Source organism: Streptomyces ardesiacus (genome assembly GCF_003112575.1).
GTDB lineage: Bacteria > Actinomycetota > Actinomycetes > Streptomycetales > Streptomycetaceae > Streptomyces > Streptomyces ardesiacus.
On sequence record NZ_BEWC01000003.1, the window covers coordinates 341,432 to 357,534 of the forward strand.

13 protein-coding genes are annotated in these 16,103 nt (G+C 75.6%); 7 read left to right on the forward strand and 6 right to left on the reverse strand.

All coding sequences use genetic code 11. The features are described from left to right. Positions 1-52: 52 nt before the first annotated feature. Both Sdi02f_RS14405 and Sdi02f_RS14410 read right to left on the reverse strand, forming a co-directional pair. Positions 53-3,196, reverse strand: a complete 3,144-nt coding sequence (locus Sdi02f_RS14405) for a sacsin N-terminal ATP-binding-like domain-containing protein (RefSeq protein WP_174843348.1) — start codon at positions 3,194-3,196, stop codon at positions 53-55. A gap of 191 nt (positions 3,197-3,387) precedes the next feature. After that, entirely contained in the window at positions 3,388-4,314 is a 927-nt protein-coding gene (locus tag Sdi02f_RS14410; protein ID WP_030399350.1) for a DUF3027 domain-containing protein, read from the reverse strand. 345 nt (positions 4,315-4,659) lie between these two features. On the opposite strand from Sdi02f_RS14410, the gene Sdi02f_RS14415 reads away from it, so the two are divergent. The 4 genes from Sdi02f_RS14415 to Sdi02f_RS14430 are packed head-to-tail and all read left to right on the forward strand — an operon-like array spanning position 4,660 to position 8,180. After that, positions 4,660-6,051: an MFS transporter gene (locus Sdi02f_RS14415; protein WP_030399351.1), complete on the forward strand. Its 1,392-nt coding sequence runs from the start codon at positions 4,660-4,662 to the stop codon at positions 6,049-6,051. Between the two features lie 58 nt (positions 6,052-6,109). Further along, positions 6,110-6,619 carry a DUF2771 domain-containing protein gene (locus Sdi02f_RS14420; protein ID WP_174843349.1) on the forward strand — a complete coding sequence of 170 codons (510 nt, stop codon included), beginning with the start codon at positions 6,110-6,112 and terminating at the stop codon, positions 6,617-6,619. Between the two features lie 15 nt (positions 6,620-6,634). Beyond that, positions 6,635-7,342, forward strand: a complete 708-nt coding sequence (locus Sdi02f_RS14425) for a futalosine hydrolase (RefSeq protein WP_037800553.1) — start codon at positions 6,635-6,637, stop codon at positions 7,340-7,342. Beyond that, positions 7,332-8,180 (forward strand): 1,4-dihydroxy-6-naphtoate synthase, encoded by an 849-nt coding sequence (locus tag Sdi02f_RS14430; protein ID WP_108933376.1) that lies wholly within the window; start codon positions 7,332-7,334, stop codon positions 8,178-8,180. Before Sdi02f_RS14425 ends, Sdi02f_RS14430 begins: the two co-directional genes overlap by 11 nt. Positions 8,181-8,192: 12 nt before the next feature. On the opposite strand, the gene Sdi02f_RS36740 is transcribed toward Sdi02f_RS14430, so the two are convergent. Beyond that, a complete protein-coding gene (locus Sdi02f_RS36740; RefSeq protein ID WP_003974650.1) occupies positions 8,193-8,576 on the reverse strand; it encodes a cold-shock protein in 384 nt (127 codons plus the stop codon). Between the two features lie 175 nt (positions 8,577-8,751). Between Sdi02f_RS36740 and Sdi02f_RS14440 the strand changes: the two genes are divergently transcribed. Continuing rightward, complete coding sequence (locus Sdi02f_RS14440; RefSeq protein WP_108933377.1) at positions 8,752-9,030, forward strand: hypothetical protein; 279 nt, start codon at positions 8,752-8,754, stop codon at positions 9,028-9,030. Here the strand turns inward: Sdi02f_RS14440 and Sdi02f_RS14445 are convergent. After that, positions 8,979-9,641: an HAD family hydrolase gene (locus Sdi02f_RS14445; protein ID WP_107049454.1), complete on the reverse strand. Its 663-nt coding sequence runs from the start codon at positions 9,639-9,641 to the stop codon at positions 8,979-8,981. The genes Sdi02f_RS14440 and Sdi02f_RS14445 overlap by 52 nt on opposite strands. A gap of 573 nt (positions 9,642-10,214) precedes the next feature. Continuing rightward, entirely contained in the window at positions 10,215-11,225 is a 1,011-nt protein-coding gene (locus Sdi02f_RS14450) for a hypothetical protein (protein WP_053637640.1), read from the reverse strand. Positions 11,226-11,364: 139 nt separating this feature from the next. On the opposite strand from Sdi02f_RS14450, the gene Sdi02f_RS14455 reads away from it, so the two are divergent. Together Sdi02f_RS14455 and Sdi02f_RS14460 are read left to right on the forward strand one after the other, a co-directional pair. Next, entirely contained in the window at positions 11,365-13,950 is a 2,586-nt protein-coding gene (locus Sdi02f_RS14455) for a helicase-associated domain-containing protein (protein WP_053663734.1), read from the forward strand. A 67-nt stretch (positions 13,951-14,017) separates the two neighbouring features. After that, the gene (locus Sdi02f_RS14460) at positions 14,018-15,664 is read left to right on the forward strand and encodes a DNA repair helicase XPB (RefSeq protein WP_108933378.1); all 1,647 of its coding nucleotides are present in this window, start codon (positions 14,018-14,020) and stop codon (positions 15,662-15,664) included. Positions 15,665-15,698: 34 nt separating this feature from the next. Here the strand turns inward: Sdi02f_RS14460 and Sdi02f_RS14465 are convergent, their stop codons facing one another. Beyond that, positions 15,699-15,884 (reverse strand): hypothetical protein, encoded by a 186-nt coding sequence (locus tag Sdi02f_RS14465; RefSeq protein ID WP_030399360.1) that lies wholly within the window; start codon positions 15,882-15,884, stop codon positions 15,699-15,701. Positions 15,885-16,103: the final 219 nt, after the last annotated feature.

Below are 16,103 nucleotides of genomic sequence, written 5' to 3' on the forward strand. Positions count from 1 at the left end.
TGGTTGTACGGGAGGTGAAGGAAATGTGCGCACGCCTTCACATCCAGTGGGTTCAGTCGAACCAGCGGTCCCTGGCCAGCTCCTCCGTCCGCGACTCGTCCTCCAGCAGCGCCGCCACCTCGAACCGACGCGGCCACTGCCCCGCCGCCCACGCGAGCCCCGCGGCCACCCCTTCCAGCGTCGCCGCGTGCAGCGCCCCGTCGTCCGTCAGCCGCCAGTCGATCTCCACGCCGTCGACGACCAGTTCCTCGTGCTCCACGTACGACGCCGGGGTCCGCGCCCCCAGCAGCACCCTGACCGGCTCCGGCACGTCGTGCTCGGCACCCTCGGAGTCCACGCGGCCGGTGACGGACTCGCTCAGGCGCCGCACCTGGAACAGCTCCGCCAGTTCGGCGGCCCGCGCCGGGCGGACCGGCAGCAGCGGCACGCCGGAGGTGAAGGGCAGCAGGTCGGGCGAGTCGACCACGACGGCGTCGGCGGCGTCCACCACGCGCACCGCGCCGTCGACCACGGCCCGCACCTCGTCCGGCAGGGTCACCTGCTCCGGGTCCAGGTCGGCCAGCGCGCCGTACAGGGCGTGCAGTTGGGCGGCCGTGACCGGGCGGTCGGGGTCGGCGAGGCGGTCGAGGAGTTCGGCCGCGCCGCCGGGCTCGTCGAGGAGGGCGGCGACCGAGGTGCGCACGCCCAGCGCCCGCAGCACCTGCTCGTCCTCGAAGCCGGTCGCGTCGGCCTCGTCGTACAGGCCCCTCAGCAGCGGGTCGCCGCCCGCCGAGCGCAGTCCGGCCGGGCGGCGCCCGCCGAGCACCGGGTGCCCGCGCAGCCACCACGCGGTGTAGGGCCGTACGACCTCGTGGGTGCCGTCGTGCAGCAGGACGCGCACCGGCTGGACGAGCGCGTCGCGCAGGGGCGGCCGGGACAGCAGGGCGAGGGCCTCGGGCCAGTGGTCGTCGTCCACGAGGTCGAGGTCGCGCACGGCGACGATCTCGGTGGCGACCGGCGGGACGGGACTGTCCGGGAAGCGGTCGAGGACGTCCTCGCTCCACACGTCCACGGCGTCCAGCAGTCCGGCGTCGTCCGGTTCGGCGAAGTCGCCCTCGCGGGGCTCCAGTTCGTCGGGGTCCAGGACGACGTCGGTGGCGCGGACCAGGGCGAAGGTGACGAGGACGCCGCAGGCGGCCAGCGGTTCGGGGCCCCACTTCTCGGCGAGTTCGGCGTCCACGGCGGCGAGTTCGTCCTCGCGCATGACCTGGGCGAACGGGCCTCCGGGGAAGACGAGTTCGCCCGCCGGGGAGAGTTCGCCGTCCTCGTCGGGCAGCGCCAGGGCGCCCAGCCAGGGCTCGTCCCCGGCGTCGAGTCCGGCGTCGCGGACCAGGCCGAGCACGGTGTCGGCCAGTTCCTCGGCGTCGAGCGCGTCCTCCTCCCAGCCGGCCCCGCCCTCGTCGTCCAGGGAGGCGGCGACGGCGGCCCGGACCTGCGGGGTGGTGAGCACGGCGCGCGGGGTGGCCGGGAGGGCGCCGAGCTTCTCCAGGAGCGGGTGCGCGGCGTCCGGGTGGGCGACCTTGAGGCCGAGCCGGGTGAGGACCTCCGGGTCGAGGGAGGCGGCCTCCGGGGAGGGCAGCAGCACCTGCCGGGGCCCGATGGTCGTACGCCCGTCGGCCAGCGGCACCGGCAGCCCGGACAGCCGGTCGGGGTCGACCCCGGCGAGGCTGTCGTAGAGGCCGCGCCACCAGGCGGGGTCCTTCTCCAGGCCCGCCAGCCGGTCGATCGCGTCGGTCAGCGGCACCCGGGCCACGCCCAGTGTGCGCAGTTCGGCGCGGCGTTCGAGCCCGGCGGGCAGCAGTGTGGGCAGCACCTCGGCCAGCACCCGCACGGTCTCGGCGCCCGCGCCCTCCACCACCTCGGCGTCGCGGGGCCGCAGGGACTGCGGAAGATCGTCCTCCGCGTCCTCGCCCGCGGAGGGGACGGCGGGCGGCAGGAAGGAGGTGCGCGGGAGCCGGGCGAGGATCGCCTGGCGCAGTACGCCGTCCAGTTCGCCCCGGCCCAACGCGCCGGGCACCAGGTCGACGAGACCGGCGGTGACCGGCCGCCAGTCGGCGAGCAGCCCGGCGTAGGCGTCGGCGGCCCGTTCCGTCAGGAAGTCGGTCAGCGGCCCCGGCGCGGTGTGCCGGCGGGTGGAGTCCAGCGGGAAGGACGCGATGAGCAGCGCGGGCACGCCGAGCGGCTCGTCGCTGGGGGTGGGCGCGTGCACCACGGGGCTGGTGCGGGGGCGGGCCGGGGCGCCGTCGGCGTCGACGGGGACCGCCCAGGTCACGGACCAGTGCGGACGCAGCCGCTCCTCGACCGGACGGTCGGCGAGCAGGTCGGGGGTGAGGGGGCCGTGCGCGGCGGCGGTGCGCCAGCGGGTGGCGCCGTGGGCGGAGTCCTCCACCACGGTCAGGGCGTCCTCGACGCGGCGGGAGAGGGTCCGTACGTCGTCCCCGGCCTCGATCACCACCTCCTCCAGGCCCGGCAGGGCGAGCAGCAGGGCGTCGTCCACGGCGTGCAGCAGCCGTTCGGCGAGGTCGGCGGCGGCCGTGTCCCGCAACGGCAGGATGACGGCCGTGTCGTACGGCGCGGGGGCGCTGCCCTCGGCGGGGAACGGCAGCCGCAGCAGCGGAACGTGGCCGTCGCGCCGCCGGATCTCGTCGCCCAGGCCGGGGCTGTGCCGGGCGGTGTCGGCGGCCAGGTCACGCGCCTCGGCCAGCGACCAGCGCACCCCGCCGTGCCGTCCGACGACGGCGGGCTCGTCGGTGACGGCCAGGACGGCGGCGAAGCCGACCCCGAACCGGCCGACCGAGCCGTCCGCCGCCTCCCGCTTGGCGGAGGCGCGCAGCGTGGACAGCGACTCGACACCGGTCGCGTCCAGCGGGGCGCCGGTGTTGGCGGCGACGAGGACACCGTCGCGCAGGGTCAGCCGGAGCCGCCCGGGCACGCCGGACCGCGCGGCGGCGTCGGCGGCGTTCTGCGCCAGCTCGACGACCAGCCGGTCGCGGTAGCCGCCGAGGACGAGGTCCTCCTCCGCGTTGGCGTCCTCACGGAAGCGGGCCGGGCTCGTCGCCCAGGCGTCCAGCACCCCGCGCCGCAGCCGTGCCGTACCGAACGGATCGGCACCCTCGGCGGCAGGCCGTACGAACATGCTCACGGTGACTCTCCTCATCGACGGACCACGAAGGTACCGCCCCGGCGCTCACCCGTCGGCGCCGGCGACGCACCCTCATGCCGACGGCGCTCCGGTGGCTCCGGCCGGCCTCGTGCGGCCCGTCCGGCGCTCGAGGACGAGGCCGTCAAGGCCGACGGGGGCCCGGGGGCGCGGCCCCCGGGGACGCCGGCCGACCCCGCACCCGCACCTTACGAATGCCCGAGTTCCGCCGACGCCTGGTCCTCGGCCACCGGAACCGACCCGGAGTCGGCGGCGGGCCGCAACGGGAACGGATCCACGCGCGTCTCGTCGATCACCGGCGGAGCCACCCGCGGCGGCTTCGGCATGACGGCCGCCTCGGAGTGCCCGCCGCAGCCGTAGGCCAGCGACACCACGTGTCCGTCGGCCGGGGAGAACTCGTTGGCGCACACCCCGAAGGCCTGCCCGAGCGAGCCGCCGATGCGGGCGAGGAAGCCGCAGCTCACGCAGGAGGCGGGCGCCGCCTGGGCCATCGCGGTCTTCGGGCCGTAGCCCTCCTCCCAGCGGTCGGCGGCGACGTGCAGCCCGTACCGGGACAGCACCCGGGGGCGGCGCAGTCCCAGCTCCTCGGCGATCCCCGCGATCGTGCCGCGGGCGGGGACGGCCGGCAGCTCGGCGGGCGGACCGGCGGTCACCTCGGCGTCCTCGGCCTCGACCAGGTCGGCCATCTCGTGGGAGACGGCGGAGTTGGGCGGCGGCTCGTCCTCGCCGGTCCAGCCGGGCTCCAGGCGCAGGTCCTCGGCGTCCGTGGGCAGCAGGTCGCCGGGGCCCATGTCGCCGGGGCGCAGCCGCTCGCTCCACGGCACCCACTCGGGGGCCAGCAGCGCGTCGGGGCCGGGCAGCAGCACGGCCTCGTCCACCGTGACGATCTTCGCGCGGGAGGCGCGGGCCACCGTCACGGCCCAGCGCCAGCCCCGGTACCCCATCTCCTTGCAGGCGAAGAAGTGCGTGACGACCCGGTCGCCCTCCGACACCATGCCCTCGTGCTCGCCGACGACGCCGGGGGCGGCGGCCTCCTCGGCGGCGCCCCGGGCGAGGTCGACGGCCTCGGCGCACAGGCGGTCAGGGGTGCGGCTTCGCGTTGTCGCTGCGCTCACAGGTATCGCTTCTCTCCATACGCCGTCTCACGAGTGCGCCGCTGCCTGCGAGGGGGCGGACGGAGCGGACCCGTGGACCGCGTCGACGTCCGCGCCCGATCGCGCTCGGGCGCACCTACGTCATCCATTCTGCGGGATGGCCGTACGGCGCGCGGCCGAGAACGTTCGCCACGGCGCGCTAGGCACGCTACCTGCTCATGTGCGCTGGGCCTACACCGACGGGAGTTTCGGCGGGGTACGACCCGGCGTTCTCCGGCGGCTCCGGCGCCGGTGTCACCCGACTCGATCACCGCCATACGTGCCGTATCGACGCTACAGCCGCCGCCGACGGGGCACTATGACGGGGTGGCAGCCGCACGGACGGAGTTCAAGGGCGGGAGCCGCGGGCGCGGCCCCGGCTCCCGGTTCCGTGCGGTCGGCCGGGCGCTGCGCCTGCCGGTGACCGGTACGGCGCGCGGCATCCGCCGGGCGACGCACGCGCACGGCGCGGGCGAGTCGGGGCTCGGCAAGCTGATCGAACTGCACGGGGTGAACGGCGCCGGTGACGTGATGATCACCGTCGCGCTCGCCTCCACGGTCTTCTTCTCCGTGCCCACCGACGAGGCGCGCGGGCGGGTCGCGCTCTACCTCGCCATCACCATGGCGCCCTTCACGCTGCTCGCGCCGGTGATCGGCCCGCTCCTGGACCGGCTGCCGCACGGGCGCCGCGCGGCGATGGCCTGCGCGATGGCCGCCCGCGCGCTGCTCGCGCTGGTGCTGTCGGGCGCGGTCGTCACCGGCGGCATCGAGCTGTACCCGGCGGCACTGGGCGTGCTGGTCGCCTCGAAGGCGTACGGCGTGGTCAGGAGCGCGGTGGTGCCGCGGCTGCTGCCGCCCCGGGTCTCCCTGGTGAAGGCGAACTCGCGGGTCACGCTGTGCGGGCTGCTGGCCACCGGGGCCGCGGCGCCGATCGGCGCGGGGCTCCAGCAGGTGGGGCCGCGGTGGCCGCTGTACGGCGCCTTCGTGATCTTCGCGGCGGGGACCGTGCTGTCGTTCACACTGCCGCGGAAGGTGGACTCGGCGCGCGGCGAGGCACGGGCGCTGCTGGCCGCGGACGAGGAGCACCTGCCGGGGCCGCTGCGGGGGCGGGGCAGGCGTCCGGGGCTGCGCACGGTGGGCCCGGCGGTGACGCACGCGCTGGCCGCCAACGCGGCCATCCGCTGCCTGACCGGCTTCCTGATCTTCTTCCTCGCGTTCCTGCTGCGCGTGCACCCCATGACCGGCCAGAGCGCGGCGGTGTCGCTGGGCGTCGTGGGCGTCGCGGCCGGCGCGGGCAACGCGCTGGGCACGGCGGTCGGGGCGTGGCTGCGGTCCCGGGCACCGGAGGTCATCATCGTGACGGTGGTCGCGGTGGTGCTGGGCACGGCGGTGGTGGCCGCGGTGTTCTTCAGCGCGTTCCTGGTGGCGTGTCTGGCGGCGGTCGCCGGGTTCGCGCAGGCGCTGGCCAAGCTGTCCCTGGACGCGCTGATCCAGCGGGACGTGCCGGAACTGGTGCGCACGTCGGCCTTCGCGCGTTCGGAGACGCTGCTCCAGGTCTCCTGGGTCTTCGGCGGCGCCGTCGGCATCGTGCTGCCGCTCAACGGCACGCTGGGCCTGTCGGTGGCCGCCGCGATCATCGCCGCCGGGTGGCTGACGACCGTGCGGGGACTGCTCGACTCGGCGCGGCACGGGGGGAGGACCCGGCCGAGGGTGGCGTGACCACGCCACGCCGTACCCAGGTGGGGAGCGGGGCCGGGGCGCCGTATAGCCTTCCGCCATGACCACGTTGCCCCGCGGCACCGCCGCTCTCGGACACCGCGTTGTGCGACGCCGCCGCGCCGTCGCCGCCGCAGGCGCCGTGTCCGCCGGACTTCTCCTGCTGTCCGCCTGTGACAAGCCGACCCCGATCTCGACGATCACGGTGGGCAGTGACTCGGTCAGCTCCCAGGCCACCTGCGGCGGGGAGGGCAAGACCCTTTCGGCCGCCGAGATCACCAAGTGCCTGAAGGACAAGAACGCGAAGTCCATCACCGTCGACCCGGACGAGACCGTGCGCTTCGGTGTCGACCCGGACATCGCCGACAAGCACTGGACGATCCTGATGAACGGCCAGCAGCTCGTCGAGGACAGCGACAAGACGTACCGCACGGTGCCGGGCAGCGTGTTCTTCAACGCGCAGTACGGCGCCCAGGGCAACTCGACGAACGTCGCCGTCGCGGCCCGGGACGGCAAGGACAACAGCCAGAACATCACCGGTGTGTGGGTCTTCGAGCTGAAGAAGGACTGACCGCCCACGTCCTCCGTGCACCTCCTCGTGGCCACCGCGGTCCCCGTCGAACGGGACGCGGTGGCTCGGGCGTTCCCGGGTCCGGGCGCGGACGTGTCCCGGCCGGGGATCGCCCTCCACCGGCTGCCGGGCGGCCCGGACCTGCTGGCCGCCGGGGTCGGTCCGGCCCTCGCGGCCGCCTCCACGGCCGCCGCGCTGACCGCCGCGGCTCTCGACGGCACGCCGTACGACCTGGTCGTCTCGGCCGGCATCGGCGGCGGCTTCGCCCCGCACGCGCCCGTCGGCTCGCTCGTCGTCGCCGACGCGATCACCGCGGCCGACCTGGGCGCCGAGACCGCCGACGGCTTCCTGCCGGTCACCGAACTCGGCTTCGGCACCGTCACCCACCACCCGCCCGCCGGCCTCGTCGCCGCCGTCGCCGACGCGACGGGCGCCCGTCCCGGCACCGTCCTGACCGGGTCGACCGTCACCGGCACCGCGGAGCGCGCCGCGCTGCTGCGCGAGCGCCACCCCGAGGCGCTGGCCGAGGCGATGGAGGGCTTCGGCGTCGCCGAGGCCGCCGCCGCGCACGGCGTGCCGGTGCTGGAACTGCGCGCGGTCTCCAACCCGGTCGGTCCGCGCGACCGCGCCGCCTGGCGCATCGGCGAGGCCCTCGCGGCGCTGACGGACGCCTTCGGGAAGCTCGCCCCCGTCCTCACGAGTTGGAACCCACATGAGCACTGAGACCCTGCAGATCGCGTACTCCCCCTGCCCCAACGACACCTTCGTCTTCGACGCCCTCGCCCACGGCCGTGTCCCCGGCGCCCCCGCCCTCGACGTGACCTTCGCCGACATCGACGTCACCAACGGCATGGCCGAGCGCGGCGAGTTCGACGTGCTGAAGGTGTCGTACGCCGTGCTGCCCTACGTCCTCGGCGAGTACGCCCTGCTGCCCTGCGGGGGCGCGCTGGGCCGGGGCTGCGGGCCGCTGGTGCTGACCCGGGAGGCCGGTGCCGACCTGCGCGGACGCACGGTCGCGGTGCCGAGCGAGACCTCCACGGCCTACCTGCTCTTCCGCCTGTGGGCGGCGGACACCGTGCCCGGCGGCGTCGGCGAGATCGTGGTGATGCCGTTCCACGAGATCATGCCGGCCGTGCGGGACGGAAAGGTCGACGCGGGACTGGTGATCCACGAGGCGCGCTTCACGTACCAGAACTACGGGCTGCACAAGCTCGCCGACATGGGCGAACACTGGGAGCGGACCACCGGGCTGCCGATCCCGCTCGGCGCGATCATCGCGAAGCGCTCGCTGGGCGCCGGCACGCTGAACCGCCTCGCCGACGCCGTCCGCGACTCCGTGCGCGCGGCCTGGGACGACCCGGAGGCGTCCCGGCCGTACGTCATGGCGCACGCGCAGGAGATGGACCCGGCCGTCGCCGACCAGCACATCGGGCTGTACGTCAACGAGTTCACCGCCGACCTCGGCGAGGACGGCTACGCGGCGATCCGGGGCCTGCTGACCCGTGCGGCGGCCGAGGGCCTCGTGCCGGCCCTCGGCCCGCAGGCGCTGGCGTTCCCCTGACCGGGGGGCGGGTCAGACGTCGAGCTGGTCGGCGACCGCGCGGAGCAGCCCGGCGATCTTCTTGCCCGCCGTCTTCTCCGGGTAGCGGCCGCGCTCCAGCATCGGCGTGATGTTCTCCAGGAGCGTCGTCAGGTCCTGCACGATGGAGGCCAGCTCGTCCGGCTTCTTGCGCTGCGCGGCCGCGACCGAGGGGGCCGGGTCGAGGAGGGCGAGCGAGAGTGCCTGGTCGCCGCGTTGTCCCGCGACGACCCCGAACTCGACGCGCTGTCCCGGCTTCAGGCTCTCGACTCCGGCGGGGAGGACCGAGGAATGGACGAAGACGTCACCGCCGTCGTCGCGGGAGAGAAAGCCGAAGCCCTTCTCGCTGTTGAACCACTTGACCTTGCCGGTAGGCACGTCTGTCCTCGTCCTCGTACTCGTCGGGAAAACTGCTCGGAAATATGCTCGGAAACGGCTCTTGATAGCACTTGGGCGGGTCGTCCGGACCCGCCGGTACCAAGGCTAATGGTCTGTGACCGGGTGACAAGACGTCCCCCGGCCGGTTCCCAGGCCTGGGAACTACCCTGGTCGGGTGCGCGAACAAACCCAAACGAATTCCGCCGCGCCCGGTGACGGTCTGATCCGTGCCGGTGCGATCGTCTTCTTCGTCGGCGCCGTGGCCACTCTGGTCACGGTGGCCCCGCTGCTGCTGGGCACGACGCCCTTCCCCACCTTCATGTTCCTGCTGAGCATGCTGATGGGCGTGGGCTTCCTGGTCGCCGGTGCCGGGGTGCTCCGGTCGGTCGCCGCCGGGCGGCGTCAGGCGCGCGCCGCGTCGCGCCCCTCGGTGTCGCCCTCGCCGTCCCGGTAGGCCGCGAGCCACGCCGGGAAGGCGGTGAGGTCGGCGAGGACCACGTCCGCACCGGCCGCGCGCAGTTCCCCGGCGTCGCACGGCCCGCTGGCCACCGCCACCGAGCGGGCCCCGGCGGCGCGGGCTCCCCGGACGTCGCCGACGTGGTCGCCGACGTACACGTCCGCGTCGTGCTCGCGCAGCGCGACGGCCTTCTGCTCGGCCCACAGCCCGCCGACCACGGCGTCCGGCTCGATGCCGAGGTGGGCCAGGTGCAGCTTGGCGTTCGGCTCGTACTTGGCGGTGACGACGACGGCCCGCCCCCCGGCCTCGCGCACGGCGGCGACGGCCTCGCGGGCGCCGGGCAGCGCGAGCGTGGGCGCGATCGCGTACGCCGGGTAGATCTCCCGGTACAGGTCGGCGACGGCCTCGATCTCCTCGGCCGGGAACCAGTGGGCCAACTCCTCGGCCAGCGGCGGTCCGAGCCGGGTGACGGCCAGGTCGGCGTCCACGTGCGTCCCCGTGCGCGCGCTCAGCTCCAGGTAGCAGGCGCGGATGCCGGGCCGCGAGTCGATCAGCGTCATGTCGAGGTCGAAACCGACGGTGGGCGCGGGACGGGTCGTGGAGGACATGGCTCCCATTGTGCCGGGCGCCCGACGAACCCCGTCGGCCACGGGGCGGGCCGGCCGGGCAAGCCGTCGGCCGGGGCGGCGGCCGGCCACGCAAGCCGTCGGCCCGGACGGCGGTCGGCCGCAGAAGCAGCCCGCCCCAAGAGCAGCCAGCCGCAAAGACGGCCCGCCACGGCACCCGGACGGCCACGCAAGCCCGTCGGCGCGGGCCGCGGTCGGCCACGCAGGCCGTGGGCCCGAGCGGCGGCCGGCCAGACAAGCTGTCGGCCCAGGCAATGGCCTGCGACGCAAGCCTTCGGCCCGTCGGCCACGCAAACCGTGGGCCGGGACTGCGGCCGGCCACGCAAGCAGCCCGCCCCCAGGAACAGCCAGCCGTAAAAACGCACCGCCACGCCACCCGGACGGCCACGCAAACCCGTCGACCCGCACCGCGGTCAACCACGCAAGCCGCCAGCCCGGACGGCGTCGGCCACGCAAGCCCCTCGGCCAGGGCCGCGGCCGGGTGCCGCGGGGCAGCAGCGGACCCGGCAGCCGCAGGCACCGGTCGGCCGCAGGCCCGACAGCCGTGCGGGGCGGTCAGCCCCGGGGGCGGCGGGCCCGCCACAGGAGGTACAGGGCGGTGGCCACGGCGGCGGAGCGCAGGACCCAGGGCCAGGTGTCGGCGACGGCGTCGCTCATGTGCCCCTCGGTGACCGGGTCGCCCCAGCGGCCCTCGGTACGGCCCCACAGCCAGACGGCGCCGGCGGCGGCGACCGTGCCGGGCAGGCCGAGGACGGCCCACTTCGACTGGGCCGGGGTGAGCCGGCGGGTGAGGTAGGCGATCAGCCAGCCGAGGCCCAGCGGGACCAGGCTGCCCAGGACGGCGCCGACGATCAGGAGGACCGCGGCGATCAGCAGCAGGGGGTTGTTCCAGCCGCCCTCGGGCCACAGCCGGGGCAGGCGGCGGCCCTGGCGCCCCCCGGCGGCCTCGGCGGCCGGTTCCCCGGCCTCCGCCGGCGGGACCTTCGTCCCGGCGGCGTCCTCCTTCTCCGCCTCGTCCTCCCTGCTCGGCGGCTTCCTCAGCAGCTCCGGGATCTCGACGCCGCCGACGAACCCGGGGACGCTGTCGCCGAGGCCCATGCCGGCGAAGGGGCCGTCGTCGACCCGCCACCAGTCCGGCTGCCCGTCGCCCGCCTCGCCCAGTTCCCCGGCGCCCGCCAGATGGGGCGGGGAGGCGGCCTCGGGTGCGGCCGGTGCTTCGGGCCCGGGGTGCCGCCGGCCCTTGCGCCGCTCGGCCCGGCGGGGCTCGGGGTCCGCGGCCTCGGGGTCCCGCTGCTCGGGTACGGCGGTGGGGGCCGGCGCCTGCTTCCGTACGCCGCTCGTGCCGCCCGCCGCCGTGACGACGTCGTCGGGGTCGCCCAGCCGGTCCAGGATGCGGCGGACGGCGGCGGGACTGTCGACGGTGGTCTTCGCCCGGTGCCGGTCGATCTCGTTGCGCAGCTCCGACACCAGGCGCATCCGGGTGGCCGACGGCAGCTGGCGCTGCTGGGCCACGTCGCCGACGCGGCTCAGGTACTCGAAGACGACCTGGTCGCTCTCGATCCCCATGTTCCCCTCCGGGGCGGTGCGTTGCGGTACCCGGCGTACCCCGTCGGACGAAGGTACCGAATCTTCCCCGTCCGGCCGACGGCACCGCGCCCACGCACGCGCCCCTCCGCCGTCGCACCCACCCGCTACCGTGGGCAGGATGAGCACCGAGGAGAAGTCCGCGGCCCCCCGGTCCCTCGCGGAGGCGCTCCGCGTCAGGGACGACGTCTCCCTGGCCGCCCTCCTGCGCAGCCGCCCCGACCTCATCACCCCCGTGCCGACCGACCTCACCCAGCTCGCCACCCGCGCCGGCACCCGCGCCTCGGTCGTGCGGGCGCTGGAGCGGCTGGACCGGTTCGCGCTGCAGACCGCCGAGGCGCTGGCCGTCGCGCCGGACCCGGCGTCGTACGGCGAGCTGCTCGCCCTGATGGGCGGCGACGAGCAGGACCCGGCCGTCGCCGCCGCCCTGCCGCGGGCCACGGCGCTGCTGCGCGAACAGGCGCTGGTGTGGGGCGCCGACGACCGGCTGCGGCTGGTGCGCACCGCCCGTGAACTGCTCGCGCCCTCCCCGCAGCACCCGTCCCCGACGGGCCTCGGCCCGACCGTGCGGGAGGCGACGGCGGGGATGTCCCCGGGCCGGATCCAGGAGATCCTCGGCGCCGTCGGCCTGCCCTCGACCCACGACCCGGTCTCCGCCGTGTCGGCGCTCGGCGCCCTGTTCGCCGACCGGCGGCGGATGGCGGCGCTCCTCGCCGGGCTGCCCGAGGAGTCCCGGGAGGTGCTGGCCCGCCTGGTGTGGGGGCCGCCGTACGGCCAGGTCACCCATGATCCGGCCCCGCACCTGCGCGCGCTGCTCGACCGGGGCCTGCTGCTGCCGACCGCGCCGGGCACCGTGGTGCTGCCCCGCGAGGTCGCCCTGCACCTGCGCGCGGGCCGGGCGCACCGGGCGCCGGAGCCGGTGCCGCCGCCGGTGGAGGCCGCCGCCACGCACCGTCCACAGGTGGTGGACGCCACCGCGGCCGGACAGGCCCTGGCCGCGCTGGCGACCGTCGAGGAACTGCTGAAGGAGTGGGACGAGGGCGGCCCGGCGGTGCTGCGCGCGGGCGGCCTGAGCGTGCGGGACCTGAAGCGGACCGCGGTCGCCCTGGACGTGCCCGAGCCGGTCGCCGCGTTCTGGGTCGAGCTGGCCTACGGCGCCGGTCTGATCGCCTCGGACGGGGAGGCCGACGAGCGGTACGCCGCGACCCCGGCGTACGACGAGTGGCGCGAGCTGCCGCCCGCCGAGCGCTGGGCGCACCTCGCGGCGACGTGGCTGACGGCCACCCGGACGCCGGGCGTGGTGGGCGGGCGGGACGCGAAGGACCGCGCGCTCTCGGCGCTGGGCCCGAACCTGGACCGTTCGGCGGCGCCCGAGGTGCGGCACCGGGTGCTGGCCCTGCTGGCGGGCCTGCCCGAGGGTGCCGCACCGGTCGAGGAGTCGGTGCTGGCCCGGCTGCGCTGGGAGCGTCCCCTGCGCGGCCCGCAGCGCGAACAGCACGCGTCGGGCGCGGCGCGGGACGAGGACCTGCGCAGCCGGATCGCCCGCTGGACGCTGTCCGAGGCCGAGCTGCTGGGCGTCACCGGGCGCGGCGCGCTGGCGGCGCCGGGCCGGGCCCTGATCGGCGCCCCCGACGCACCCCGTCCGGCGGCGGAGGACGAGCCCGAGGGCCCCGGCGACAAGCTCCCCGTCCACCACCACCGCCTGCCCCCGGCGGCAGCTCCCCCGACGCCCGCCGACCGGGCCGCGGCCACCGCGTCCGCCGCCCGGCTGCTGGCACCGCTCTTCCCCGAACCGCTGGACCACGTGCTGCTCCAGGCCGACCTGACGGCGGTGGCGCCGGGGCCGCTGGAGCGGGAGCTGGCCGACGTGCTGGGGGTGCTCGCGGACGTCGAGTCCAAGGGCGGGGCGACCGTCTACCGGTTCACGCCGGGCTCGGTGCGCCGGGCCCTGGACGCCGGGCAGAGCGCCGCCGACCTGCACGCCTTCCTCGCCCGGCACTCCCGTACGCCGGTGCCGCAGCCCCTGACGTACCTGATCGACGACGTGGCCCGGCGGCACGGGCGGCTGCGGGTGGGGGCGGCCTCGGCGTACGTGCGCTGCGACGACGACGCGACGCTGGACGAGATCCTCGCCGACAAGCGGGCCGCCGCCCTGGGCCTGCGCCGCCTGGCGCCCACCGTGCTGGCCGCGCAGGCGGAACCGGCGGCGCTCCTCGAAGGGCTGCGCGCGATCGGGTTCGCGCCGGCCGCCGAGTCCGCCGCCGGTGACGTGCTGATCGCCCGCGCGGACTCCCGCCGCACCCCGCCCCGGGCGGCGCCGGAGCCGGTCCCGGACGGGCCGCCGGCCCCCGACGACACGCTCCTGGCGGCGGCGATCCGCGCCGTGCGCGCCGGTGACCTGGCCTCCACGGCCCCGCGCAAGCCGGGCCCCGGCGACGAGGACGGGGCGGGCGGTGCCCCGGGCGGCGCGCTGCCCCGCACCGGCGCCGCCGAGACGCTGGCCACGATGCAGGCGGCGGTGCTGACCGGCGAGGCGCTGTGGATCGGCTACGTGAACGCCGAGGGGGCCGCCAGCCAGCGCGTGATCGCGCCGATCCGGGTCGAGGGCGGCTTCGTCACGGCGTACGACCACACGGCGGACGAGGTGCGCACCTACCCGCTGCACCGGGTCACGGGCGTCGCGGAACTCGCCGACGACGCGGGCTGACGATCAGGCACACTTGAGGATTGGCCGAGCCGTCGTCCGGCCGTACGCACGCGAAAGGGTGCCGCCCGTGAATGGTCCGCTGATCGTCCAGTCCGACAAGACCCTGCTCCTCGAAGTCGACCACGAGCAGGCCGGCGCATGCCGTCGGGCCATCGCGCCCTTCGCGGAACTGGAGCGGGCCCCGGAGCACATCCACACCTACCGGGTCACCCCGCTGGGCCTGTGGAACGCACGGGCGGCGGGCCACGACGCCGAGCAGGTCGTGGACGCGCTGGTCGAGTACAGCCGCTACCCGGTGCCGCACGCGCTGCTGGTCGACATCGCCGAGACGATGGACCGCTACGGCCGCCTCACCCTCTCCAAGCACCCGGCGCACGGCCTGGTCCTGACGACCACCGACCGGCCGGTGCTGGAGGAGGTGCTGAAGTCGAAGCGGATCGCGCCGCTGGTCGGGGCCCGCATCGACGCCGACACGGTGACCGTGCACCCCTCCGAGCGCGGGCAGATCAAGCAGACGCTGCTGAAGCTGGGCTGGCCGGCCGAGGACCTCGCCGGGTACGTCGACGGCGAGGCGCACCCGATCGACCTGGCCGAGGACGGCTGGGCGCTGCGTCCCTACCAGAAGCAGGCGGTGGAGAACTTCTGGCACGGCGGCAGCGGCGTCGTCGTCCTCCCCTGCGGCGCGGGCAAGACGCTGGTCGGCGCGGGCGCGATGGCGCAGGCCAGGTCGACGACGCTGATCCTGGTCACGAACACCGTCTCCGCCCGGCAGTGGAAGCACGAGCTGGTGAAGCGGACCTCGCTGACCGAGGACGAGATCGGTGAGTACAGCGGCACCCGCAAGGAGATCCGGCCGGTCACCATCGCCACGTACCAGGTGCTGACGACCCGGCGGAAGGGCGTCTACCCGCACCTGGAGCTGTTCGACTCCCGCGACTGGGGCCTGATCGTCTACGACGAGGTCCACCTGCTGCCCGCGCCGGTCTTCAAGTTCACCGCCGATCTCCAGGCCCGCCGCCGCCTCGGGCTGACCGCGACCCTGGTGCGCGAGGACGGCCGCGAGTCGGACGTCTTCTCGCTGATCGGCCCGAAGCGGTTCGACGCGCCGTGGAAGGAGATCGAGGCGCAGGGCTACATCGCGCCCGCCGACTGCGTGGAGGTCCGGGTCAACCTCACCGACTCCGAGCGGCTCGCGTACGCCACCGCGGAGGCGGAGGAGAAGTACCGCTTCTGCGCGACGACCGACACCAAGCGGAAGGTGACGGAGGCGATCGTGCGGCGCTTCGCCGGGCAGCAGATCCTCGTCATCGGCCAGTACATCGACCAGCTCGACGAGTTGGGCGAGCACCTGGGGGCGCCGGTCATCAAGGGCGAGACGTCCAACGCCCAGCGGGAGAAGCTCTTCGACTCCTTCCGGGAGGGCGAGATCAGCGTGCTGGTCGTGTCGAAGGTCGCGAACTTCTCGATCGACCTGCCGGAGGCGACCGTCGCCATCCAGGTCTCGGGCACCTTCGGCTCGCGGCAGGAGGAGGCCCAGCGCCTGGGGCGGGTCCTGCGGCCGAAGGCGGACGGCCACCAGGCGCACTTCTACTCGGTCGTCGCCCGCGACACCCTCGACCAGGACTTCGCCGCCCACCGCCAGCGCTTCCTGGCGGAGCAGGGCTACGCCTACCGGATCATGGACGCGGACGAGGTCCTGGCACAGGAGGGCTGAGACCTCCGGTCCCGGTGACGGGCTGCCTCCGGGCTCAGTGGCGGCGGACGCCGGCCTCCTCGCCGTACTCGCCGAGGATGACCACGTCGAAGGCGGCGCCCGCGAACACCCTGACGGCGCGCAGGGTGTCACCGAGCCGGTGCCGGTGGCTGCCGGCCACGGGCGTGGCACCGGACGCGCGGCCCGGTGCCGGGGCGGGGGAGATGGTTGCTGCGCTCATGTCTCCATGGTGCGACTGCCGCCCCCCGACCGGCATCGGTCTGCGGACCCAACCCTCGTCCGCCTCCGCTACGACCCTGGAGGGAGCGCATCCCCCAGAGCGGATGACGTGATCCCCTAGGGGTCGACCGCGGGGCGGAGAAAAACGGTTGGCCCGCGCCGCACCCGCTCCCCTAGAATCTCCGCTCTTGCCCGCCTCCCCACGGAAGGCTGCCGTCCG